The organism is Pseudomonas sp. NPDC012596 (assembly GCF_042902325.1).
Taxonomy (GTDB): Bacteria; Pseudomonadota; Gammaproteobacteria; order Pseudomonadales; family Pseudomonadaceae; genus Aquipseudomonas.
On sequence record NZ_JBIBEB010000007.1, the window covers coordinates 170,863 to 194,022 of the forward strand.

Consider the following 23,160-nt stretch of genomic DNA (forward strand, 5'->3'; position numbering starts at 1 on the left):
AAAGTCATGGCAAACGAATACAATCAGCCGTTTTCCACGTTAACCAGATAGGCCAATCCATTCATGGCGCTTGACCCACCCACGATGCTGACCATCACCATCGCCCTGGCTGCCGCCGCAGCCCTCTACCTGGCGATCGAGTGGCGCAGCGTTCGCGAACCCTCGCTGCTGTTCTGGAGCGCGGGTTTCGCCACTATCTCTGTCGGCTCCACCCTGGCCCTGCTGCGCGGGATCGGCCTGTTGCTGATCGGCATCTGGTTTGCCAACGGCTTGCTGGTGGTGGCGCACGCGTTTTTCCTGATGGGCGTGTTGCGCTTTACCCAGGCCCGGCTGTCGTGGGCCTGGTTGCTGCTTGTGCCGCTGTGGTTTGCCTTGTTGCTGTTACCCGCAGGGCCGCAGTGGTCGAAGATCATGCTGATGGTCAATTCGCTGCTGGTGGCGCTGCTCACCCTCAAGGCCAGCCTGCTGTTGCGCCCGCACGGCAAGTCGCTGAGTGTGGGGGCGGTGCAGCTGCGCTATGTGCTGCTCATTCACGGCCTGTTCTATGTGGCCAAGGCGATCATCGCAGTGGCCCCTGGCACGTTGATCGACCTGGCAACCTTCGGTGGCCTGATCATCCAGATTTCCCTGGTGGAAGGGGCCATGGCGATCATGCTGATCGCCCTGTCGATGACCGGCACCGTGCGTTACCGGCGCGAAGAGCGGATTGCCCGGTTGGCCGCGCGTGATCCCCTCACGGCGTTGTACAACCGCCGCGCGCTGGAAGTTCGCGCGGTGCACCTGTTCAAAGGCGTGAGCCCGGCCCGCCCGGGGGCGCTGCTGCTGATCGACATCGACAACTTCAAGTTGGTCAACGACCTGCACGGCCATGCAGCCGGTGACCGCCTGCTGGTCACGCTCAGCGAGATGATCCGTGCGGTGCTGCCGGAACGTTCACTGGCGGCGCGGCTGGGCGGCGATGAGTTCGTCATCCTGCTCGGCGATGCCAGCAGCGAGCGTGTGGTGGAGCTGGGCAGCCTGTTGCGGGGCCAGTTCCAGCAATTTGCCGAACAAGCCATGCCAACCCCGCAGGCGGTGACCCTGAGTATTGGCGCCAACCTGTTCGACCAGCCACCGGCCAGCCTGGCGGCGTTGATCGAGCAGGGGGATGTGGCGCTGTATCAGTCCAAGCGTGGCGGGCGTAACAGTATCCGCCTGGTTGACCGCACCGACGTGAGCCCGGTCAGGTAGGGGTGGATGAAACAGGGGCCGCAAAGCGGCCCCAAAGGTTCAGGTCACGACCTGATAGCAAGGCACGTACGCCGCGCCACCCGGCAGCTTCATCCGGTGCTGGTCGACAAACGCCTGCAACAGGCGCCCCAGCGGCTCCAGAACCGCACTGTCACCGCGGATCTGGTACGGCCCGTGTTCTTCGATCAGGCGGATGCCCTTGTCCTTGACGTTGCCCGCCACAATGCCGGAAAACGCCCGGCGCAGGTTCGCGGCCAGTTCATGCGCCGGCAGCTCGCGGCGCAGGGCCAGTTCGGCCATGTTGGCGTGGGTCGGGTCAAACGGGTGTTGGAAGCCCTCGTCGATCTTCAGCAGCCAGTTGAAGTGGAAGGCGTCGTTGCGCTCGCGGCGGAACTGCTTCACCTCCTTGAGCCCTTCGACCATCTGCCGTGCTACTTCGGCCGGGTCATCGATGATGATCTGGTAGTGGCGCTGGGCGGCTTCGCCGAGGGTGGCGCCGACGAAGGCATGCAGCTGCAGCAGGAACGGCTCGGCACTGCGCGGCCCGGTCAGCACCACCGGGAAGGGCAGGTCCTGGTTGTCCGGGTGCATGAGGATGCCGAGCAGGTAGAGGAACTCCTCGGCCGTGCCGGCGCCGCCGGGGAAGATGATGATGCCGTGGCCGACACGCACGAAGGCTTCCAGGCGCTTCTCGATGTCCGGCAGGATCACCAGCTCGTTGACGATCGGGTTCGGCGCCTCGGCGGCGATGATGCCCGGCTCGGTAAGGCCCAGGTAACGGCTGCCGTGCATGCGCTGCTTGGCATGGGCGATGGTCGCGCCCTTCATCGGGCCTTTCATCACGCCCGGGCCGCAACCGGTGCATACGTCCAGTTTGCGCAGGCCCAGCTCGTGGCCGACCTTCTTGGTGTACTGGTATTCCTCGGTGCTGATCGAATGGCCGCCCCAGCACACCACCATCTTCGGCTCCACGCCCGGGCGCAGGGTGCGGGCGTTGCGCAGCAGGTGGAAGACGTAGTCGGTGATGCCCTGGGAGCTTTCCAGATCGATGCGCTGGCTGGCCAGCTCGCTTTCGGTGTAGACGATATCGCGCAGGGCGCTGAACAGCATTTCGCGGGTGCTGGCGATCATTTCGCCATCGACGAAGGCGTCGGCTGGAGCGTTCAGCAGCTCCAGGCGCACACCACGGTCTTGCTGGTGGATACGCACCTCGAAGTCCCGGTAGGCTTCGAGGATGGTCTTGGCATTGTCGACATGCGCGCCGGTGTTGAGGATGGCCAGGGCGCACTGGCGGAACAGGGTGTAGAGGCTACCGGTACCGACTTCGCTCAGTTGCTGGACTTCACGTTGCGACAGCGTCTCCAGGCTGCCTTTGGGGCTGACGGATGCATTGATGACATGGCGTTGGGGCATCTAAGTCTTTCCTGTGCAGGTAAAACATCCTTCTCAGACAACACCATAAGTCATGCGAAGAGCTTTTGCACACCCAGCGTAATCGCCATCCCGCCGCCCAGCAGCCACAGGTTGAGAATGGCCCCGGTGACCAACGCCCGTGGCCCGGCCTGGCGAATCTGGCTGAAGCGGGTTTCCATGCCCAGTGCGGTCATGGCCATGGTCAGGGCAAAGGTGTCCAGGCCGTTGACCGCCTGGGTCACGCTGCCCGGCAGCACCTGCAGCGAATTCACCAGCACCAGGCCGAGGAAGCCGAAGGCGAACCAGGGCATGGCGATCCGGCCATTGCCTTGCGCCTGGCCCGGCTGGCGCGAACGGCTGATCCACAGGCCCACCACCAGCAGCACCGGTACCAGCAGCATCACCCGGGTCATCTTGACGATGGTGGCGATGTGCGTGGCTTCGGGGCTGATGTTGCTGGCCGCGCCCACCACCTGGGCCACCTCGTGAACGGTGCCGCCAAGGAACAGGCCGGCGCCCAGGGTATCCAGCGGTAGCCAGCCGGCATTGATCGCCAGCGGGTAGAGGAACATCGACAGGGTACCGAACAGCACCACGCTGCCTACGGCCATGGCGCTTTTGTGTGGCGCGCTGCGCAGCGCCGATTCGAACGCCAGCACTGCGGCGGCGCCGCAGATCGCGCTACCGGCGGCGGTCAGCAGAGCCGTGTCGCGGTCCAGCTTTAGCAACTTCATGCCACACCACAGGCCGATCAGCAGGGTGCTGACCACCACCAACAGCGACACGGTCAGCCCCGACCAGCCGACTTCGGCAATTTCCTGCAGGCTCACGCGCAGGCCGAAGAACGCCACGGCAATGCGCAGCAGGCCACGGGCAGAGAAGTTGATACCCGCCGCCCAGCTGGCCGGCACGCCGTCCCGCAGGGCATTGCCGTACAAGGCGCCGGCGACGATACCGACAATCAGCGGGCTGACGCCCAGGCTGGCGATGGCAGGCAACGCCGCCAGCTGAGTGACGGCGAATGCGAACAGCGCGACGAACAGGATGCCATTGAGCCGCCCTCGGGTGGAGAGGGTAGGGGCAAAAGCAGGGTTGGACGGAACCGTGGCCATGTGAGTCCTCCGGGAAATGTGTTTCGACAGGGACTACTTTATTTTGGTTATAAGCTTATAAAAAATCGTAATTCAGGATGCCAAGTATCCGCTTAGCTGATACTTTTGCGGTATGACCCCGGAACAGCTGATAACCTTCGCCACTGTTGCCGAGTACGGCAACATCAGCCATGCGGCCCTAGCCCTGCATTTGTCGCAGCCGGCGGTATCCGGCCAGCTTAAGCTTTTGCAGGAGGCGTTTGGCGAGCCCCTTTACCAACGCGCCGGGCGTGGCGTGCGGTTGACGGCTGCAGGTGAACAACTGCTGGCCCACGCCGAGCGCCTGCGCGAAACCTTCCGCCAGGCCCAGGTGCTGCGCGAAGCCATGCGCGGGCTGGAGCGCGGCATTCTGCGAATCGGCGCGAGCACGACCCCCGCGAGCTACCTGCTGCCTTACCTGATCGCCGACTTCCATGCCCGTTATCCCGATGTGCTGGTTACCACCTCCCATGGCAACACGGCGGAAATCGTCGCAGCGCTGGACAGTGTCGATATCGCCCTGATCGAAGGCCCGCCTGGCCAGGAGTTGCCGCTCGGCACCGGCGTTACGCCTTGGCGTGAGGACGAGATCGTTGCCATCGTGCCCAGCGGCCATCCGTTGCTGGCGGGTCAGCAGCAACCGCTGGAAGCACTGGGCAGCTACCCGTTGGTGTTGCGCGAGAGTGGCTCGGGGGTCAGGCAGATCGTCGAGCGGGCGTTTGCCCGCAGTGGTGTGGCGATGCGCGTGGCGCTGGAGATCGCTGGGGTGGAAGGGGTAAAGGAAGCGGTGCGGGCGGGGATGGGCATTGGCTTTGTGTCGGCGATGTCGATCCGGCATGAAGATGGCGCGCTGCGGCGTCTGCACATTGCGCCGCAGCCGTTGGTACGGCGCTTTTCGATCCTGCTGCCGCATGCCGCCACACCCTCGCGGGCGGCGGCGCGGTTCATGGAGCTGTGTGTCGGCGCGTCAAAACCCTGAAGACTTGCCCCTTGCCTAGCGGCGCCTGATGAAGCAGGGCCGCGGCGGTTTGCTGGGCAAATCAGGGCGCATAGGTACAAGTTGCTCATAACGGTAATGGCTTATACAGTTTTCGTTGTTGCGCCCAAGCGATGGGCGGTGATAAACGAGAGCCACTAGGCTTTGTATGAAGAACCCTATGTAGGAGCTGGCTTGCCTGCGATCGGCTGCGAAGCAGTCGTAAATCCTCTATCCGCAGTCTGTCTGGTACTGCGCAGATACAGATTTTACGACTGCTTCGCAGCCGATCGCAGGCAAGCCAGCTCCTACAAGGGGACCGCGATATGCGATATTTCGTACAGCGCCTGGCGAGCGGCACGTCCAACAGCCCTGGAAGATTCCCATGCAAGAGTTGCCTCCTGACGAGACAATCCGCGCTGCATTGCGCAAGTCCCATGCTCGGCTGCACAAGCAGCACGAGCTGGTGGTTGAGTACGGGGTGAAGTCATTGAAGTCGACGGATCTCGATGCCTTGCTGACCCAGGCGTGCGAAGTGGTCGCGCAGGGCATGCAGACCCGCTTTGCCAAGGTGCTGACCCCGGTACCCGACAGCGATACGTTCCTGTTGTCCCACGGCGTCGGTTGGGATGAGGCGGATATCGGCAGCGCCACGGTCGGCGCCGATGAAGCCAGCCCTGCAGGGTATGCCATTGCCACCTACCGGCCCGTGCTGTCCAACCACCTGGGCCAGGAGCACCGCTTTCGCACGCCAGAGTTGCTCAAGAAGTACGGCATCGAGCGAGCCATCAACGTCCCTATCAGGGGGGCGTTGACGCCGTTTGGCGTGCTTGAGGCGGACAGCAGCAATGGCGACGACTTCATCGAAAGCGATCTGGTCTTTCTCGAGGGCATTTCCAACGTCATCTCCATGGCCCTTGAGCGGCTGGCCTCCGATGCCGAGTTGCCCAACCCCTATTCGGAAAGCATGCTCAATGCCAGCCCGGATTGCGTGAAGGTGCTGTCCACCAGCGGTGCAATCGAGTTCATGAATGATGCCGGCCTCTGCCTGATGCATATCGACGAACTTGCGCAGGTGCAAGGGTTGCCGTGGGCGCAACTCTGGCCCGACGAGTCCAGGCCGGTCGTGCTGGAGGCCCTCGACAAGGTGGTCGCGGGCGAGTCCACCCGGTTCGAGGCTTTTTGCCCGACCGGGCCGGGTGAACCGAAATGGTGGGATGTTACGGTGGCGCCCATTCTGGGCGCGGATGGCCGCGTAGAAAAGCTCATCGCGGTATCCCGGGATATCACCGAGCGCCATCATCACGAAGCCCGGTTGCTGTCCCTGATCGAAGCACAGAATTCCCGGCTCGATAAAAGCGACCTGCATCTGGAAGAAATCCACCACCGCGTCAAGAACAGCCTGCACCTGGTGAACACGCTACTGCTGCTGCAGGCCAACCTGACGCCAGACGAAGCTGTGAGGATTCAACTGGAGACGGCGGCGGGGCGGGTGGTGACCATCGCCAGTGTCCATGAACGGCTTTATCAAACCGCTGAGGAACGGGACGTACTTGTCACCGACTACCTGAGCGCCTTGCTGGCGGACCTGGGTAAAGCCTTGGCCGATCGCAAGATTACGCTTGAAGCCGATGCGTTCATCCTGCCCCCCGGCCGAATGGCACCGCTGGGCATGGTCATTTCAGAACTGATCACCAACGCCTTGAAGTACGGCAAGGGCACCATCGCAGTCCGCGTGGAAGACGCGAATGATCATGCGCTGATTTCGGTGACCGATGAGGGGGAGGGGTTCCCTGAGAACTACCCAAAGCCGACGGGGACCGGGCTCGGCATGCGGCTTGTCAAAAGCTACTCGGGTTACGGCAGCACGGCGATTTCGGTGGACAGGCAGCTTGAAAAAAGCACTATTCACGTACGTTTCAAGCTGTGAAGTGAATGGGCCAGGGATGTTCCATCAACCCTGGCCCGAGGCAATCAGCGATCGTCTTTGTTCATCCCACTGTCTTCTTCATCATCAAGCTCGGTGCCAGGGTCCATGCCCTGTTCACGGTCGCCGTCCGATCGGCTTCCCGCGCCATGGCCGCCCATCCCGCCTTGTTGTCCCGCGCCGCCAGAGCGCTGCGGGTCGTTTGCCCATTTGTCATTTGGGGTTTGGCCACCTTGCTGGCCAGGCTCGGACGTGTGCTGGGGATCGTCCTTGCCAGCGGATTGCCCACCTTGCCCACCTTGGCGGCCAGATTCCCAGGCCTGGTTCGGATCGTTGGTGACCTGGTCCGGGTTCTGTTGCGGCATGCCGCCTTGTTGTCCGCCTTTACCTTGATCGTTAGCCATGATCGTGCACCTCGTGAAGTTCACACAGAAAGGCTGTGTTCAATTCCGACGCTGGGGGCGAACGGCTTGCTCCCATAACTTTCGTATTACCGGACGGGGTGCACGAAAGAACTGAAAGCCGGACGTATTGCGCCGTAAAAGCCTCCAGCCCAACAAGCCGGGCGGGGTATATGGCGTGTGGCTCAGGCCACCTTGAATACATGCTTCAGGTACGCCACGAAGTTTTCGTCACGGCACTGGGTCTTGCCCGGGCTGTCGCTGATCTTCGCCACGGGTGCGCCGTTGCAGGCGGTCATCTTGATCACGATGTTCATCGGCTCGACACCGGGAATATCACACGTCAGGTTGGTGCCGATGCCAAAACTCACGTTGATCCGCCCGTGCAGGGCACGGTACAGCCCCAACGCCTTGGCAAAATCCAACCCATCGGAAAAGATCAGCGTCTTGCTGCGCGGGTCGATCCCCAGCCGTTCATAGTGGGCAATGGCCTTTTCAGCCCACGCCAGGGGGGCGCCGGAGTCGTGGCGCAGGCCATCGAACAGCTTGCCGAAGTACAGGTCGAAGTCGGCCATGAACGCATCCATGGTGATGCAGTCGGTCAGCGCGATGCCCAGCAAGCCGCGGTATTCCCGCACCCAGCATTCCAGCGCGGCAACCTGGCTGTCGACCAGCCGCGGGCCGAGCTGCTGGTGGGCCATGAACCATTCGTGGGCCATGGTGCCGATGGGTTTGAGTTCATACTCGCGGGCCAGGTGCACATTGCTGGTGCCGACGAAGCGGCCCGGGAAGTCGCGCTTGAGGGTGTGCACCACTGCTTCCTGCACCCGGTACGAAAAGCGCCGCCGGGTGCCGAAATCGGCCAGCTGGAAGCCCGCCAGCTCATCGGCACTGGCTTCGGCCTTGAGCCAGTCGAGCTTCTGGTACAGCCGCTCGCCCACCTGCTCCATCACTACCTCGCGGTAGCGGTAGCGGTTGCGCACTTCGCTGATGATCGCCAGCAGCGGGATCTCGTAGAGGATCACATGCAGCCACGGCCCGCGCACGCGGATCGCCAGTTGCCCGGCGTCATCCAGGCCAACCTGGACGTAGCGCAGGTTGAAGCGGAACAGGCTGAGGAAGCGGATGAAGTCGGGCTTGATGAACGGGATTTTCTCCAGGTACGCCAGTTGGTCGTGGGTGACCGTGACCTCGGCCAGTTGCTCCACCTGGTAGCGAATTTCCGCCAGGTAGGGGGCGAGGTCCTCGCCATTGCGGCAGCGAAATTCCCATTCCACCTCGGCATTGGGGTAGTTGTGCAGCACCGCCTGCATCATGGTGATCTTGTAGAAGTCGGTGTCCAGCAGGTTCTGGATGATCCGTGGGCCGAAAACGCTGTCGCTCATGGGCGGGCTTCCTTGATCAGAGAGAGCTGGTAGTCGAGCGCGGCCTCGTCGCCGCAGAGGATGACCCCTTCGGCAGCCAGCGCTCCGCAGGCGGTGATTGCGCCTTGCTGGGTCAGCGCGCGGCAGGCGGGCAGGTACAGCAGCACTTGAAAGCCTGCCTGGCGCAGTTGCTGGGCGGTGGTCTTGACGCAGTAATCCAGGGCCAGGCCGCCAACGATCACCGCGCCTACCTGCTGCACCTTGAGGTACTCGATGACACCGGTGGAACGGCGCTCGGCCAGGTCGTGGTAGCAGGCGCCGTAGGGGTGCAGGTCCGGTTCGATGCCTTTCCACACGAAGTAGTCGTAGTCGATGGGGGCGGGCAGGCCAGGCAGCAGTTCGAACCCCGGGGTGCCTGGCACGCAGTGGCTGACCCAGGTCAGGTCGGCGTTGGGCAGGCCCAGCGGCTGCAGCATTTGCGTGGGTTCGGACACCACCCAGGCGGCATTGGCCGGGTGTGCGTCCTTGCTGCCCAGGCGCAAGTCGGCGCGCAGGGCCATGGTGTTGAGGTCGGCGGCGATCTCATTGCCCTCGGGTACCGGCAGTTCCTGCGGGGCGTTGGCGGTGAAGCCGTTTTGCGCGTCGACATCGAAACTGGCGATTTTCATCAGGCACTCCTCGCTGGATTTGCTACATAATTCATCTGGTGTAGTAAGTGTGTCAAGCACAATCTACAGCGCAGTTCGAGCTTGCATTACTTAAACGCTCTGGTGGATTATTGCGACATTAAACTGTGGAGGCTCCTGGTGAGTACAGCCGAAGTCCTGGCCAGCGTCGATATCGTCGCCTTGCGCCTGGCCCCCGAAGCCCAACACCTGCAAGTGTTGTTGCACCGCCGCGAGCGTGAGCCGCATGCCGCCCAATGGGCGCTGCCCGGCGTGATCGTCAACGGCCGCACCCCGGACACCAGCCTGGAGGCCGCTGCCGAGCGGGCCTTGTGTGAAAAGGCCCAGGTGTTGCCGCGTTACCTTGAGCAGGTCGGTACCGAAGGCAATGCCTTCCGAGACCCGCGCGGCTGGTCATTGAGCACCTACTACCTGGCTTTGCTTGACCCGCAGCAGCAGGTCGAGGGTGATACGTTGGCTTTTTTCGACCTGGACAGTGTGTTGGGCCGCAAAGTGCTGCTGCCGTTCGATCACAACCTGCTGGTGGAGCGCGCCCGCGAACGGTTGGCGAGCAAGACGGTGTACAGCAGCTTGCCGCTGAATCTGCTGGGCGAAAAATTTACCGTGCTGGACGCGTTGGGGGCAGTGCAGGCGTGCCTGGGGCAAGCGGTGAACAGCACCTCGCTGCGCAAGCGCCTGGAACGCTTGCGTGAGCTGGGGTGGGTGCGCGATACCGGCGAGAAGAACCAGCCTCGGCTCGGCCGGCCGCAGCAGCTGTATCAGTACACACCACCAGGCGAGCGGCCGTTCATGTTCGACCGCAGCCTGTTGCCGGAAGGGGTGTGAGGGCGGGTTGCTCACGCAGTGCGTTTCGCCATGCAGGCGCGTTGCGGATGCGTGCGCATTCTGCATCTCATGACAGTTGATCAGCTTTTTGTACCAAACGGTACATTCTGCGCGTAGAATCGCCGGCAACCGGCAATTGTCCTACAAAACTATTCAGCGGAGTTCTGAGTTGATGCGCGCGGATCCGAGTCGCCTGACCGCAATCGAGCACAAAATGCTGCTCGAGGACCTCAGCAGCAGCTCCACCCAAATTGAAGACCTTCTGGAACACATCGTGTGCGGGCAATCCACCTTGGTTGAGCTTGTGAATCTGCTCGGCCCTTTTGCGCAATGCGAGGCTCAAGGTGATGTGCAATTACCCCTGTGGAAGTTTTTTTACACAGAGCGCGGCTTTGAGCTGAGCGATCCACAAGTATTGTCGGTGGCTATCGATGTGAAGGGCTGCGTCAGCGATTTTGCTCTGGTCTAGTTAAAAAGACTTGGTCGCCCCTAGGAAGTCCGCTTTCCCAGAATTCGGTCTCTGCAGACGCTGAGCACTTCATCGGCCAGTGGCGAATGGCGTAGTGGCTGGTGGCGGCAATTACCGGCGGCCACCCATTTGACTCCACCCGCTACACGCCGACTTCCAAGGGCCGGGCGTGATTAGCGCACACTTCCCCGTATTTTCTCGCGCAAGCTGTGTTCGTAGCCGTCCTGGAGTTTCACCTTCTCAGCCAGGCTCGGCAGCAGGCTGCGGGCAATCACGATGATGCCGTCGCGGTCACCAATAATGGCATCACCTGGGTAGCAAACGACATTACCGCAGGCAACTGGGACGCCGACCTGGCCTGGGCCCCATTTTGAGGGGCCGGCTGGGTTCACCGCACGGGCATAGATAGGCAGCCCCATGCTGTCGAGTTCTTCAATGTCACGTACCGCGCCATCGATGACGACCGCAGCAACCTGCTTTGCCAGGCAGATCTCCCCGAGCAGGTCACCGAAAACAGAGCGGTTTACTTCACTGTTGCCGTTGATCACCAGCACATCGCCTGGCTGCGCTTCGTCCAGCGCACGATGAATCGCGAGGTTGTCACCCTCGCGAGTGTTGAGCGGCAGGATGGTGCCGTAAAACGCAGGCTTGCCTGCGGTGTGGCTAATGGCCGAAGCCATCATGCCCATCCGGTGGAGTACGTCGCCGATGAGTGCTACTGGGTAATGCGAGATTTCCTCGATCAACGCCAGGTCAGCTCGCTCCCAGGTGGCGTTAACACTGATCGAGTCATCGGACACATTGATGAACATAGGATACCTCCAGTATCGGAAAAAGGCTTAGCTGAACGACTTCGGCACAGGCTGGTTAACTGGGTGGGCAGGTGTTCCGCCCTTCAACACGGCGGCAATCGCCTCCAGTGCGCTCATGCCAACGCGTAACAGCGACTCATCGGTCTGGCCGGCGACGTGGGCCGTGACGATCAGGTTGGGCGTATTCGCGATATCTGGTGTGGCATGGTCGAATGGCTTGATCATGTCGATGTTCTCGGCGGCGAGGACGTCAGCACCTGCACCAGCCAGCTTTCCACGCTTGAGTGCATCGACCAGTGCTTGCTCGTCCACAACGCCGCCACGGCTGGTGTTGATCAGGATTGCGCCATCCTTCATCTCGGCGAACTCAGGTGCGCCGATCAGGTTGCGAGTGGTTTCCAACAGCGGGACATGCAGACTGACGACGTCAGCTGTGGACAGGAGGGTGTCAAAGTCCACCCAACGGCTGTCCGAGCTCGGGTCGATGGCCGGGTCGGTAAAAATCACTTTCATACCGAAGGCCTCAGCTACAGGTGCGACGCTGGAGCCAATGTTGCCGAACCCTACCAGGCCCAACGTACGTCCTTCGAGCTCGATGCCGGTCAGCGAGAGGCGGTCTTCTGCCCAGACCCGGTTGCGGGTTTGCTCAGATGCCAGCGGCAGCTTGCGACACAGCGACAAGAGCAGCGCGAAGACATGCTCGATCACGCTGCGCTGGTTTGCACCTGGAGTATTAGTGACCCAGACGCCATGTTCGGCTGCTGCTTTGTAGTCGACGTTGTCATAGCCGGCGCCATGGCGAGCCACGATCCGCAGCTTGGGCGAGGCAGCGATCATTTCAGCGCTGATGTGGCCACCGCGTAAAAACACAGCGTCCACTTGATTGCGGATTTCTTCATATCCAACGGCATTGGGGCCGTAGCCAAGGCGCACCTCGCCGATCTGCGAAAGACGGGAGAGGATTGTTTCGTGAATGGGGCTGGTGACGTAAATGAGAGACATGCTGTGGTACTCAGGCAAATTGATGTTTTTTGTCGTCGGCGGCTGCTTGGCTGCGAACAGTCCACAGTACGATCAGGCCTAGAACGCCGGCAGCGCTCAGGATGAAAGCAGGGGCGGTTTGGTTGCCGGTGGCGCCGATCAGCCAGGTCGCCATGAAAGGCCCGATACCGCCGCCGATCACGGCACCAACGCTGTGGCCAAATGCGACGCCGGTGTGGCGAACGTGGGTAGGGAAAAATTCAGGCATGACCGAGTAGGTGCCCGCCAGGCAGAGCGCATAAGGGATCATCCCCAGCGCCAGGCCGGCCATGGCCATGCTGACCTGACCTTGCTGCATCAGCAGGAACGATGGGACGGAGAGCACGGCGTAGCCGAGATAGGCCAGGCGGAGCACGGCTTTGCTGCCGATGATCGAGCCGAGGTGCCCTGCCAATGGGATCATCAGGGCTGCGAAGCTGACTGCAACCAGAACGATGGTGGAGGCCTGTCCCTTCGAATAGCCGAGAATCGAGCTGAAGTACGCGGCGATGAAGACGGTGCCGATATAGGTGCCGATGTTCTGCACCAGCGAAATCATCATGACCTTGGTCAGCGGGCGCATATAGTCGCGCACGAGCTCAGCGAAAGGTGCGCTGTGACCTATGCCTTCTTCAGCCTTTTTCGACTCGAATTCCGGACTGTCTTCGATGCCCAGGCGCATCCACAGGCCGATTATGCCCAGCGGCAGCGCCAGCAGGAACGGAATACGCCACCCCCAATCAGCCATCTGCGGGTCGGTCAGCCATGCGGCTGCAAGGCCGGCGATGGCTGCGGCGAGCCCTTTACCGAATTGGGCAATCGACGGCAGGAAAGAGATGTACAGCGAGCGACGGTTGGCGGGTGCCCACTCGCGGATGTAACTGGCCGCGCCGCCGATTTCACCACCGGCAGAGAAACCCTGCAGCATGCGCAGTGCGACGAGCAGGATAGGGGCCCAGACGCCGATTTGCGCATAACCAGGCAAGAGGCCGATGAGTGTCGCAGCCGCCCCCATCAGGGTGATGCTCGCGATCAGGCTTGCGCGGCGGCCTACCTTGTCCCCGAGCCAGCCGAAGGCTACTGCGCCTATCGGGCGGACAAGGAATGCCGAGCCGAAGACCAGAAAGGTGTTGAGCAGGCCCGTAGTGGGGTCGTCCGACGGGAAGAAGACCAGGGCGAGGGTTGCCGCAAGGTATCCGTAGACGCTGAAGTCGTAGTACTCGACGAACGTACCGAAGACAGCTGCAGCCGTAGCTTTCTTGGCCTTCGTCCTGCGTTCAGTACCTGGCTCAGGCATGGCGACGGACTCCGTCAACGTATTGTTGTTATTCATAGGTCACTCCACTTTGTAGATCACGTCCATTTTTAAAAAATGGGACAGCGTCCTGTTTTGTTTTTTTTAAGAATCCTCGCGCTCAGCCTGGTTGTCAACAGGCGGCGATTGCTCTGCAGCTTGAAACCGGCACAAAATGGGGACTTCCCACATGCTCAGCAAGTCGATTAAATGCCTAACGCGCCCAGTGAAAATGCGGCTTCCAAAGCCCCCGCAGCTACGTCCAGCCACGGTCGATTGATTGAGGTGCTGGATGCTTTGGTCAGACGAGCGGATGGCGAAGCGTGGGGCGTCAGAGAGCTGGCTAGTGACCTGAGTGAAAGCCGAAGCACCATCAACCGCATCTTGGTGGCTTTGGTTGACCGAGATTTTGCGGTTGAGGATGGGGTCGGAAAGTATCGAGTGGGGCCGCGCTTCAGGGTACTGATGCACGCTTTGAATCATCGCAGTCTTCTGTTGGAGACGGCTCGGCATCTTCTCGACGGCTTGGCGGAGGGGGCGAAGCAGGCGGCCTTGTTGTCGGTGTATGCACCGCATTTGAACGGCTACTACGTCCTGCACTGTGGCGAGGCCCCGGCCACTTTGTTCTTCAGGCCCAAGAGCGGAAATCCTTTCCCCTTGGCGTTCGGAGACATCGGTAGAGCGTTCAGTGAGTACCTTCGACAGCATCCCTCTTTAGATGAAATCTCACCTCGCCAAACATCGATTGAACCGCCGCAGGGCATTTCTGAGACCGAGTTTCCCCCAGCTGTTTCGATGGTGGTGAGGCAGTTGGCACCGGGGTTGCTGATCTCGGTGTCGCTTCACGATCTTGGAGGTATTGATGGCAAGGTTCGGGACTCTGCCCGGGCGACCCTCAATGAGATAGCCGAGCGGCTATCACAGGCATTTGGGGTGTCTGACAGCTTCGGTCGTGAGGTGGTCAACGATGGCGACAGTTCTATCGTCGCCCGGCTAGAGGGGCTGCTGCAGTTGGCCTGCGCTGAGCCAAATGGTTACAGGTGCAGATTGGGCATGGCTGCTCAGTTGCAATGCAATGCGGCAACGGCCAAGAAAATCATTGGCTCTGCCACTCTGGAACGCTTGATACACATCGATGGTCAGGTGATCTATCCAGGTGCCCGTCTGTATCAATGGGCTGCGCTGCTGAGCAATGAAACCTACTCCCCGGTGAAACTCTGCAAGGCCATCGTTGACGCGCTCGTGAAGGAAACGGGAGAGACAATTGCGTACCTCTCGTTTGACGGGGCAACTTCCAAAGCCCAGTTCCTTGAGGTTATTCAAGGCTGGCGGCCTATCCAGTACAAGCTGGAGACTGGCGTGGAAGTTCCCCTATATGCCGGGGGCGCCGGCAAGGCCGTACTAGCCCATCTGCCGGCAGATTTTGCTGATGGTTTGAAGCTGGAGAAACTCACCGAGGCCACCATCACTTCGCACGCCAAGCTCCGTGCTGATCTTCAATCGATCAGAGAGCGGGGATGGTCGGTGGGTGACGGCGAGCGGGTTCTGGGGGCCTTTGGTATCGGCGTTCCATTCTTTATCAATGGGGAGGTGGCGGGCTCTATCTCTGCAACGATACCCCAATATCGAAAGGAAGATTGTGACGTCCCCTCGCTGGTTGAGCGCATGAAACTGGCTTCTAAGCGCATTAGCCAATTGCTGTCTCTGGGTGCAAGGGGCGTTGATTCCTAGCGGAGCTGCGCCTGCGACTCTCTGCTCGGCCTCTCAACTGAATTTTTCCAGCAGAAGACACCTCCATAATCCATCAACCGGGGAGGGGCTCTTGTATCAGCACTCCCACTGTACGTCATCGACAATGGAGATCAGCGGGCCGGAACCGGAGTTCACAACTCAGCCTATTGATTTCAAGAAGTTTGCTGAAGGGTCAGGTGGCGCGTAGCGCCATGCAGATCAAACTGGAGGTTAGCTATGCAACCTAAGACTGAGGGCCCGGAAGAAAAAGGGCCAAGCGATGTCCCATTTATCAACGACCCTGAAAAGCCCACATCGCCGCCTCTGAATGATGCCGATGCTACGGACGCAGCAGAGGCGGAGGAAGGCATTCAAGACGACGCAGAGTCGATCTAGAGCCTAGGAGCTACGCATGGATACCTATCACCTAAGCCCAACCGCCGATGGTTGGGAACTCAAAAAAGCCGGCGCGAACGTGCTTCGAAGCGTGCCGCCACCAAGCAAGAACTGGTTAGCTCACTGTCCGACTTATTTCACGGCAAAACAGCATCGGTGAAGATCCACAAGGCGGATGGCACCATCGAAGAAGAACGCACCTACCCGCGTTCTGCTGATCCGAGGCGTTCAAAAGGGTGACGCCTATCACTGCAGCCGAGCTTGGTATCGATGTCAGCGAGCCGAGCGGCCACGGGCTGTACAAGTGGCTGCTCGCGAGCTTTTTGATCGGGAAGAGGATTCGTTCCTCTGTCGCGTTTGAAGCGTACCGAAATTTGGTTGATCGCCATGGGTTGGATACGCCTGAAAAATTGGCTGGCTGCTCCCATCGGGATCTCGTCAGGCTCTTGGGCCAGGCAGGTTATGCGCGGTACGACGAATCCACTGCGACCCGATTGCACGAGTTAGGTGTTGGCCTGGCTGCCGAGCTGGAATCTCGAACGAATGCTGTAGAGAGCGGGTCAATGAAGTCAGCTGAGTTTGACGCGTGGCTGCTCAGCTTCAAGGGCATAGGGCCGAAGACATTGGAAATCTTCAAGCGTGAAGCTGTTCTGGGAGAAAAGTAATGCGTGTATTCGGATGGCTTCTTACCGCGCTTGGCAGCGTTGGACTTTTGGTGGCTATGGGGCTGCTGGCCTTGTCCATGATGGGTAACCTTACAAACCCTGAGCAACAGTTAATGGTGCCCCTGTGCACTGGTGCTTTCTCCGGCATATTAATCTTGGCGGGGAGACATCTCCGGTCTCGAAGTAAGCCACTCCTCCCAATTCTTCTTGCATCCTGACGGTTATCGCCTCAACGTTGCCAGGGCGATATGCTCCTCGTATCAGCTCAATACGGCTGGCCGTATGCTTTACGAGGTGGTCTATCGGACTTCGGAGCAAGGAAGAGGCGCATGCCGAACCAAAATAGAGATCAAGCTGAGCAGTTGATAGCCGAGGTGCTAGCGGCGGCCTGCCTTGTGGTTGAAAGCGATGGAGGCTCTGCAAAAGATCGATGCCTCGTTCGGCGCGTCCTGCGATGTACGGATGATGCCCTACGCGCTCAGAAAATCACTGTGCATAGTCAAGCTGATGCTAGAGAGCTGCAGTTGCCGAGCGCGGCGCAACAGGGCTACAGCGCCCTCGCAGTTCGAAAAGTAGTGATGAGAAGACGTGGCCGGCAGGTGGTGCTAGATCTAGCCCGCCTCCGTTCGTATAGAGACCTCATGAACGTGGGCAGATGGTGCAAATCCGCACTCCGAAGCAACCTTCTGAAGGCCTTCAAAATTCTTGGACAACCTGAGCTCTGCTGAGCCAGTCCGCCGTTAACCTGAATCACGCGGCACATCCCGTCATATAAGGGGTCGATAATCCGCTCGCCGGTGATTGCTTTGCCGCTTCGCTGCGCTATGGTGAGAACACCCCACAAATAAGACTAAAGTCGTAGGAGGTCGGCATGCGGATTCGCGGTGACGTTTTCTGGAAATGGGCAGACCCAACGCTTCACCACAGGACTCACGACGAGACACTCGACGATGGCACCAGTATGGATGTCCAGGTGCGACTGTCGCGTACAGGTGCCACTCAATTGTTCATCGGTGTATATGCCGGGACGGGTATGGCACTCCACGAAGAAGCTTTCCTGTCGCGCCCAGGTGAGTCGATGACTAGAGCCCTGGCATGGGGGTTGGGACGTGCTCGCTGCCTTGCAACCAATCAGCAGCCTGCTGAACGGCAGGTAGCGTAAAGCTCCGATCAAGAAGGTGGTGGTGGTGACCTATTGGCCGCCACCCAGGTGATTCCACCCGCTATACGCCGACTTCAATACGTGTGGAAGGCGAGGCAGCTCACGCCTGATTTCGCTCAAAGCTTCAGGGCTTCGAATCCACTCCGTCAACCACGCGATCAGCATCGGTCGAGTAGTGGGGCAGGGCGCTACTTGCTGTTCAAGCTCGTCGGCTACCTGGGCAAGAAGCTCTAAGTGTGCATCAAGCTCTGCAATCTGATTTGCCATGGGCATCAACCTCTCGCCGAATCGGCGTCCCAGCTGCCCTTGGTGCGGGGTACGACCTCTACGACACCCATGGCAAAACACGACTGGCCTTGAACTACCCCACCCGGGCGGAAGCGGAGTACGACTGTGCAAGTCGAAATAGCCAGGAAGGCGCTAGCGGCGCTAGCTTAGTAGGATGTGGATAGCGAACCTGTCCCTGCTAAATAGCCTGCTGCTGCCATGCCTGAGGTGTCATCCCTACAGATCTCATAAACGTCCGACAGAAATGCGGCTGGTCGTAGAAGCCGCACTCTAGGGCGATCTCGGCGAGCATCATCGTCGATGCCTCCAGCAATTCTTTACTCTTCCTGAGCCGCTGCTCACGCAACCACTGTTGCGGAGAGACATGCGTGGATTCCTTGAACATTCGCGAGAAATGGCTGCGTGACAAGCCGCAGGCTTCGGCCAGTGCAGTGACCGATATACCTATATCCAGATGATCCAACATCATTTGCTTGGCAGTGGTCACCTGCCAAGGTTTGAGCCGTCCCGTCCATTGAATCGCGACGGTGGCTATCACGATACCGTTAGCACTGTTCATGGGGATCAATTCATCCTGAAAATTTGGAGGTGGTTGATTCGGGCAGCGCGGTTCGCTGAAGCCTCTTCTATGGCTTCAGAATATTCCGTCTCGATGGTCTAGCCCGGATCAGCTGATTCCAGCCCCTGGTTGTCGATCAGAAACCAAGCCTGGGGCTGATAAGGTCTCAGATCGGCGCGGCCACGGGTGCCAAGGTGGGGCCGTGCTGAACGCGCTCTGGCGCTTTGTGCACCATGGTGTAGGCGTAGTCGACGCCCATGCCGTAGGCGCCTGAGTGTTCCTTGACCAGCTCCATCACCGCATCGTAGGTGTCACGGTTTTTCCAGTCGCGCTGCCACTCCAGCAGCACCTGTTGCCAGGTCACCGGCACCACACCTGCCTGGATCATGCGCTGCATGGCGTAGTCGTGGGCATCCTTGGTCGTGCCACCGGAAGCGTCGGCAACCATGTAGATCTTATAGCCTGCATCGTGCATGGCCGACAGTGCGAAGGTGGTGTTGCAGACCTCAGTCCACAGGCCCGAAACGATAATCTTGTTTCGACCGTTCTTCTTCAGCGCATCACGCACTTTCTGATCGTCCCAGGAGTTCATGGACGTGCGCTCAAGCAATGGAGCATCCGGGAAAACCGCGAGCAGTTCGGGGTAGGTATGCCCGGAGAAACTCTCGGTTTCGACCGTGGTGAAGACGGTCGGCACATTGAAGATCTTGGCTGCTTTGGCCAAACCTACGGTGTTGTTCTTCAGCGTCTGCCGGTCAATGCTCTGTACGCCAAAAGCCATTTGCGGTTGCTGATCAATGAAGATCAGTTGGCTGTTGAGCGGGGTCAGGACTTCAGTGTGTGGATTGCTCATTGTTCTTCCCTTTTGCTGAACGGTAGCGAGAGTTTTTCGGCGGGTCGTCGCCGAGTGCCATCACAAGATAGCGAAACACTCAGCGAAGCGGTGGCGCACTTTTGCGCCTTTGGAATCGCATTAATGCACCACAGAAGGCGTCCAATCCGGTGCTAGGATCTCGGCCAGTCGGATCACGTCGATCCATTTTTCGCCGAGGAGAAACCAATGGCTGCTTCACGACCTTTCAACGACGACACCGCCTACTGGGGCGTTTCATGGGAGGAGGCCTATGGCTATCCGCAAGCGCGGCGAGTTGGGAACGAGATCTTCATCTCGGGGCAGTTCAACCATGACGAAGAGGGCAATCTGGTAGCACCGGCGCCACTGGATGCTGAAGGTCGTCCGAGCGATTTCTCGTCGATGGGCGAACAGATGCGGGTGTCCTACGGCAACATTGCCAAGTTGTTGGCCTTGTATGGCGCCACGATGCAGGACGTCGTTGAAGAGACGCTGTATGTATTGGACATGGATGCAGCCTTTGCCGTTGTCGGCAAGGTGCGCAAGGCGGCGTATGGCACCGAGCGCCCGCAGGCGGCCAGCAATATCATCGGCGTATCGCGGCTCGCTCAGCGTCCACAACTGATCGAGATTGTGTGCCGTGCGGTGATCGGTGCCCAGGCCAAGTGACCTGCGCTCCGGGTTTCAGCTATGAAGCCGGGATGGCCTGCTGACCTTCGACCAGCGGTTTGAGGTCGGCCACGGCAGCCGCACAAAATGTCATGAATGCCTTCACCCGCCAGGACTTCCTGATGTCCTGGTGGGTAAGCAGCCAAAGCTCGTCCTGAAGCTCCTGCACCACTGGGCCTGCCCGAACCAACCCAGGGGTCATATCGCCCAGCATGCAGGGGAGGAAACCAAAACCGAGGCCCGCCGCAATTGCAGCGCTCGCTGCTGCGACCGAATCGGTGCGATAAGAGATTTGCTCCGGTGGCACCCGACACTCGACGTAGCTCGTTGCCTTCAAACCGCACAGGCCTCCCGAGTAGGACACCCACGGCTGGCCCTCAGCGAAGGGATCGGCAATTGCCGCCTGCTTGACGCTGCCATATGGCGCCCAGGCGATGTTGGCGAGCTTGCGACCCACAAGGGCATCTGCCGGTTTCTTGGTCGCGCGCACCGCGATGTCCGACTCGTCTCTCGCCAGGCTCAACGTCTGATTGCCGACCAGCACTTCAATCGTGATCCCCTCATTGGCGGCTTTGAAGTCCGCGATGATCGGCGTAAGAAAGTACAGCAGCAGCGAGTCGCTGGTGGTAATTCGCAGTTTCCCCAAGGGGCCTTGGCCGGCACGAGAAACCCTGCGAGTGACACTGACGATGTCCAGCTCAACGCGCTCGGCCAGTGCACGCAGCTCTGCACCTTCGGCGGTTAGCAAATACCCCGCCTTGCGATGATCGAACAGCGCAACCCCCAGCGTCTTCTCAACCTGCGCAACCCGCCGCGAGACGGTGGAGACATTGATGCCGAGCCTCTTGGCGGTAGCGGCGCGATTGCTACAGTCGCTCAGCGTTTTGATGATCCGCAAGTCGTCCCAAGACAGCTGGCTGACAGCTTCACCGACATCCCACTTAGGGCCATTGGCATTTTCAGGGACAGGCTGGGCACTTCCAGGTGACGGCTTCACGTAAATCATTCCGGGTAGGGAGGGCTGATGATACGAGAAGGGGCTTAGCCAACCAAGGTGTAACTTGGGGCATGTCAGGGGGGAAAAAGAAAACCCGTCGCTAGGCCTGTGCGAGCAGCGGATTATCAACCTTGCCCATACCCTCGCGGTGAGATGCCCCGTCGCTTTAATGCCTCCCTACACAAATCATCAGCAGGTTGACTGAGGCACCGCCTAAGACCGGAGCTAGGTAGGGTGCTTCGGCAGCCTCGGTAATCGAGGCTTTCGATCCTCTCGAATGGCCGGGCGCAGATTGGAGCGCAGGCTCGATTGAAAACCCTTCTCACACGTACAATCAAAAAATTCAGAAGAGATGCTTGACCAGGGAGAACGACCGTTCTACTCTGGCTACATGGATAAGCCAATGACCGATACACGTGAAAAAATTCTGGCTACTGCCGAAAAGCTGATTTACGAAAATGGCATCCACGCCACTGGCATGGATCTCCTGGTAAAGACCTCTGGCGTAGCGCGTAAAAGTATTTATCGCTATTTCGCGACTAAAGACGATGTCGCAGCAGCGGCACTGAATGCGCGTGATGTACGCTGGATGCAGTGGTTCAGGAGTGAATGCGAAAAGGCGCAAACTCCACAAGAACGCATCCTTAGCATTTTTGATGTATTAAAGTCCTGGTTTGAGTCTGAAGGTTTTCGCGGCTGTGCTTTTATTAACACTGCCGGAGAAGTGGGCGATGCAGACGACCCTATTCGGCAAATCGCAAAGCTGCATAAACAAAAGCTACTTGACTACACGCTAGAGCTTACTAAAGATTTAGGCGTCAAAGATCCGATTGTTTTGGCTAGGCAGTTTTTCGTGCTTATAGAGGGCACTATAACCGTGGCCCGGGTAATGGGTGATTTCACCGCCCTGGATAGTGCTAAAGAAATCGCTAACATTTTGCTCAAAGAAGTACCGCGCACAAGCGCTTAACGTTCCAGAACCGCTAATTCCACTGAACGATCCAGATGATTGGAGGCACCCTCATGCCCAACGAACAAGTTCGTCCGCCACTTCCTCCGTTCACTCGCGAATCGGCGATTGAAAAAGTCCGCCTCGCTGAGGATGGTTGGAATACCCGCGAGCCCGAAAAAATCGCGCTCGCCTACACGCTGGACACCCAATGGCGTAACCGCGCCGAGTTTGCGACCAATCGCGAAGAAGCCCAGGGTTTCCTCACTCGAAAGTGGAAGAAGGAGCTGGACTACCGTCTGATCAAAGAGCTTTGGGCCTTCACTGACAACCGCATCGCCGTCCGTTATGCCTACGAGTGGCACGACGATTCGGGCAACTGGTTCCGCTCCTACGGCAACGAAAACTGGGAGTTTGAGGCAGATGGCTTGATGCATCGCCGCTTCGCCTGCATCAACGACATGCCCATCAAGGAAAGCGAGCGCAAGTTCCACTGGCCACTTGGGCGCCGTCCGGATGATCACCCAGGTCTGACTGAACTGGGTCTGTAATCGCTACACCTGCTCCATTGTTGTAATAAGCCATTAGTGCAAGAATGTTATTTCTGCTGCTAAGGGTGGTTTTCAGTCGCTCTCTTTTAATTTGTTTCACGTCTTTGAATATCGCTTCAGGCGGGCCTGGCTTCATTGGCCTGATTTAACGTTCTGCAATAAAATTTGTTTATCCACTTAATTTGGAGGTATCACCATGTCCAACGCACAAGTTCGCCCGCCACTTCCTCCTTTTACTCGCGAATCGGCGATTGAAAAAGTCCGGCTCGCTGAAGATGGCTGGAATACCCGCGAGCCTGAAAAAATTGCGCTCGCCTATACCCTGGACACCAAATGGCGTAACCGCGCCGAGTTTGCAAACAATCGCGAAGAAGCCCAAGGTTTCCTAACTCGTAAATGGAAGAAGGAGCTGGACTACCGTCTAATCAAAGAACTCTGGGCATTCACCGACAACCGCATCGCCGTCCGTTACGCCTACGAGTGGCACGACGATTCAGGCAACTGGTTCCGCTCCTATGGCAACGAAAACTGGGAGTTTGAAGCAGATGGTCTGATGCACCGCCGCTTTGCCTGCATCAACGATATGCCTATCAAGGAAAGCGAGCGCAAGTTCCACTGGCCACTGGGTCGCCGGCCAGATGATCACCCAGGTTTGACTGAACTGGGTCTCTGAGCCATGCAGAACCTGATCCTTCACAGCGGAAGGATCAGGTTTTTTGCTTCCCCACGGTGTCGACATAGTAGTCGCGCCGAAACCCACCGCAAGTGCCGTCTCCCTTCCCTGAGCGCCGAG

General features: G+C 59.3%; 23 protein-coding genes and 1 pseudogene. 13 read left to right on the forward strand and 11 right to left on the reverse strand.

Features of this window, described 5'->3' with window-relative positions; all coding sequences use genetic code 11:
- Window positions 1–63 precede the first annotated feature (63 nt).
- On the forward strand, window positions 64–1,230 hold the full coding sequence (locus tag ACFY68_RS11355) for a GGDEF domain-containing protein (RefSeq protein ID WP_387526933.1): 1,167 nt from the start codon (window positions 64–66) through the stop codon (window positions 1,228–1,230).
- Between the two features lie 39 nt (window positions 1,231–1,269).
- Here the strand turns inward: ACFY68_RS11355 and ppnN are convergent, their stop codons facing one another.
- Window positions 1,270–2,643 carry a nucleotide 5'-monophosphate nucleosidase PpnN gene (gene ppnN, locus ACFY68_RS11360; protein ID WP_387526936.1) on the reverse strand — a complete coding sequence of 458 codons (1,374 nt, stop codon included), beginning with the start codon at window positions 2,641–2,643 and terminating at the stop codon, window positions 1,270–1,272.
- A gap of 50 nt (window positions 2,644–2,693) precedes the next feature.
- The gene (locus ACFY68_RS11365) at window positions 2,694–3,755 is read right to left on the reverse strand and encodes a YeiH family protein (protein WP_387526939.1); all 1,062 of its coding nucleotides are present in this window, start codon (window positions 3,753–3,755) and stop codon (window positions 2,694–2,696) included.
- A 112-nt stretch (window positions 3,756–3,867) separates the two neighbouring features.
- On the opposite strand from ACFY68_RS11365, the gene ACFY68_RS11370 reads away from it, so the two are divergent.
- Together ACFY68_RS11370 and ACFY68_RS11375 are read left to right on the forward strand one after the other, a co-directional pair.
- Window positions 3,868–4,752: a LysR family transcriptional regulator gene (locus ACFY68_RS11370; RefSeq protein WP_387526942.1), complete on the forward strand. Its 885-nt coding sequence runs from the start codon at window positions 3,868–3,870 to the stop codon at window positions 4,750–4,752.
- Window positions 4,753–5,134: 382 nt separating this feature from the next.
- Window positions 5,135–6,679, forward strand: coding sequence for a sensor histidine kinase (locus ACFY68_RS11375; RefSeq protein WP_387526945.1), 1,545 nt, complete (start codon window positions 5,135–5,137; stop codon window positions 6,677–6,679).
- Window positions 6,680–6,723: 44 nt separating this feature from the next.
- Here ACFY68_RS11375 and ACFY68_RS11380 read toward each other — a convergent pair whose 3' ends face one another.
- The 3 genes from ACFY68_RS11380 to ACFY68_RS11390 all read right to left on the reverse strand — a co-directional run bounded on the left by ACFY68_RS11380 (window position 6,724) and on the right by ACFY68_RS11390 (window position 9,109).
- The gene (locus ACFY68_RS11380; RefSeq protein WP_387526948.1) at window positions 6,724–7,080 is read right to left on the reverse strand and encodes a stress-induced protein; all 357 of its coding nucleotides are present in this window, start codon (window positions 7,078–7,080) and stop codon (window positions 6,724–6,726) included.
- Window positions 7,081–7,262: 182 nt separating this feature from the next.
- Complete coding sequence (gene pncB, locus ACFY68_RS11385) at window positions 7,263–8,462, reverse strand: nicotinate phosphoribosyltransferase (RefSeq protein ID WP_387526950.1); 1,200 nt, start codon at window positions 8,460–8,462, stop codon at window positions 7,263–7,265.
- Window positions 8,459–9,109 (reverse strand): nicotinamidase, encoded by a 651-nt coding sequence (locus ACFY68_RS11390; RefSeq protein ID WP_387526953.1) that lies wholly within the window; start codon window positions 9,107–9,109, stop codon window positions 8,459–8,461. The genes pncB and ACFY68_RS11390 overlap by 4 nt, the downstream gene beginning before the upstream one ends.
- A gap of 138 nt (window positions 9,110–9,247) precedes the next feature.
- On the opposite strand from ACFY68_RS11390, the gene ACFY68_RS11395 reads away from it, so the two are divergent.
- Both ACFY68_RS11395 and ACFY68_RS11400 read left to right on the forward strand, forming a co-directional pair.
- Window positions 9,248–9,952: an NUDIX domain-containing protein gene (locus ACFY68_RS11395; protein ID WP_346612270.1), complete on the forward strand. Its 705-nt coding sequence runs from the start codon at window positions 9,248–9,250 to the stop codon at window positions 9,950–9,952.
- Window positions 9,953–10,124: 172 nt separating this feature from the next.
- Window positions 10,125–10,421, forward strand: coding sequence for a hypothetical protein (locus ACFY68_RS11400; RefSeq protein WP_346612271.1), 297 nt, complete (start codon window positions 10,125–10,127; stop codon window positions 10,419–10,421).
- 173 nt (window positions 10,422–10,594) lie between these two features.
- On the opposite strand, the gene ACFY68_RS11405 is transcribed toward ACFY68_RS11400, so the two are convergent.
- The 3 genes from ACFY68_RS11405 to ACFY68_RS11415 are packed head-to-tail and all read right to left on the reverse strand — an operon-like array spanning window position 10,595 to window position 13,586.
- The gene (locus ACFY68_RS11405; protein ID WP_387526957.1) at window positions 10,595–11,233 is read right to left on the reverse strand and encodes an RraA family protein; all 639 of its coding nucleotides are present in this window, start codon (window positions 11,231–11,233) and stop codon (window positions 10,595–10,597) included.
- A gap of 27 nt (window positions 11,234–11,260) precedes the next feature.
- Window positions 11,261–12,235: a hydroxyacid dehydrogenase gene (locus tag ACFY68_RS11410; protein WP_387526960.1), complete on the reverse strand. Its 975-nt coding sequence runs from the start codon at window positions 12,233–12,235 to the stop codon at window positions 11,261–11,263.
- A 10-nt stretch (window positions 12,236–12,245) separates the two neighbouring features.
- Window positions 12,246–13,586, reverse strand: a complete 1,341-nt coding sequence (locus tag ACFY68_RS11415) for an MFS transporter (protein WP_387526963.1) — start codon at window positions 13,584–13,586, stop codon at window positions 12,246–12,248.
- A 171-nt stretch (window positions 13,587–13,757) separates the two neighbouring features.
- On the opposite strand from ACFY68_RS11415, the gene ACFY68_RS11420 reads away from it, so the two are divergent.
- From ACFY68_RS11420 to ACFY68_RS11435, 4 genes and pseudogenes are all read left to right on the forward strand, one after another.
- A complete protein-coding gene (locus ACFY68_RS11420) occupies window positions 13,758–15,278 on the forward strand; it encodes an IclR family transcriptional regulator C-terminal domain-containing protein (RefSeq protein ID WP_387526966.1) in 1,521 nt (506 codons plus the stop codon).
- A 412-nt stretch (window positions 15,279–15,690) separates the two neighbouring features.
- Window positions 15,691–15,914: pseudogene (locus tag ACFY68_RS11425) on the forward strand (DUF2188 domain-containing protein).
- Window positions 15,911–16,339, forward strand: a complete 429-nt coding sequence (locus tag ACFY68_RS11430) for a DNA methylase (protein WP_387526969.1) — start codon at window positions 15,911–15,913, stop codon at window positions 16,337–16,339. The pseudogene ACFY68_RS11425 and the gene ACFY68_RS11430 overlap by 4 nt, the downstream one beginning before the upstream one ends.
- 871 nt (window positions 16,340–17,210) lie before the next feature.
- Window positions 17,211–17,501, forward strand: coding sequence for a hypothetical protein (locus tag ACFY68_RS11435; protein ID WP_387526972.1), 291 nt, complete (start codon window positions 17,211–17,213; stop codon window positions 17,499–17,501).
- Between the two features lie 466 nt (window positions 17,502–17,967).
- Here the strand turns inward: ACFY68_RS11435 and ACFY68_RS11440 are convergent, their stop codons facing one another.
- Complete coding sequence (locus tag ACFY68_RS11440; protein ID WP_387526975.1) at window positions 17,968–18,348, reverse strand: helix-turn-helix domain-containing protein; 381 nt, start codon at window positions 18,346–18,348, stop codon at window positions 17,968–17,970.
- 166 nt (window positions 18,349–18,514) lie between these two features.
- On the reverse strand, window positions 18,515–19,201 hold the full coding sequence (locus ACFY68_RS11445; protein WP_387526978.1) for a hydrolase: 687 nt from the start codon (window positions 19,199–19,201) through the stop codon (window positions 18,515–18,517).
- A gap of 207 nt (window positions 19,202–19,408) precedes the next feature.
- Here ACFY68_RS11445 and ACFY68_RS11450 point away from each other — a divergent pair, with 207 nt between their 5' ends.
- Entirely contained in the window at window positions 19,409–19,870 is a 462-nt protein-coding gene (locus ACFY68_RS11450) for a RidA family protein (protein WP_387526981.1), read from the forward strand.
- Window positions 19,871–19,889: 19 nt separating this feature from the next.
- On the opposite strand, the gene ACFY68_RS11455 is transcribed toward ACFY68_RS11450, so the two are convergent.
- Window positions 19,890–20,876: a LysR family transcriptional regulator gene (locus ACFY68_RS11455; RefSeq protein WP_243054795.1), complete on the reverse strand. Its 987-nt coding sequence runs from the start codon at window positions 20,874–20,876 to the stop codon at window positions 19,890–19,892.
- 394 nt (window positions 20,877–21,270) lie between these two features.
- Between ACFY68_RS11455 and ACFY68_RS11460 the strand changes: the two genes are divergently transcribed.
- The 3 genes from ACFY68_RS11460 (at window position 21,271) to ACFY68_RS11470 (ending at window position 23,040) form a co-directional block, all read left to right on the forward strand.
- Complete coding sequence (locus ACFY68_RS11460; protein WP_387526984.1) at window positions 21,271–21,837, forward strand: TetR/AcrR family transcriptional regulator; 567 nt, start codon at window positions 21,271–21,273, stop codon at window positions 21,835–21,837.
- A 53-nt stretch (window positions 21,838–21,890) separates the two neighbouring features.
- Window positions 21,891–22,367: a nuclear transport factor 2 family protein gene (locus tag ACFY68_RS11465; protein ID WP_019471977.1), complete on the forward strand. Its 477-nt coding sequence runs from the start codon at window positions 21,891–21,893 to the stop codon at window positions 22,365–22,367.
- 196 nt (window positions 22,368–22,563) lie between these two features.
- A complete protein-coding gene (locus ACFY68_RS11470) occupies window positions 22,564–23,040 on the forward strand; it encodes a nuclear transport factor 2 family protein (RefSeq protein ID WP_132841731.1) in 477 nt (158 codons plus the stop codon).
- Window positions 23,041–23,160 lie beyond the last annotated feature (120 nt).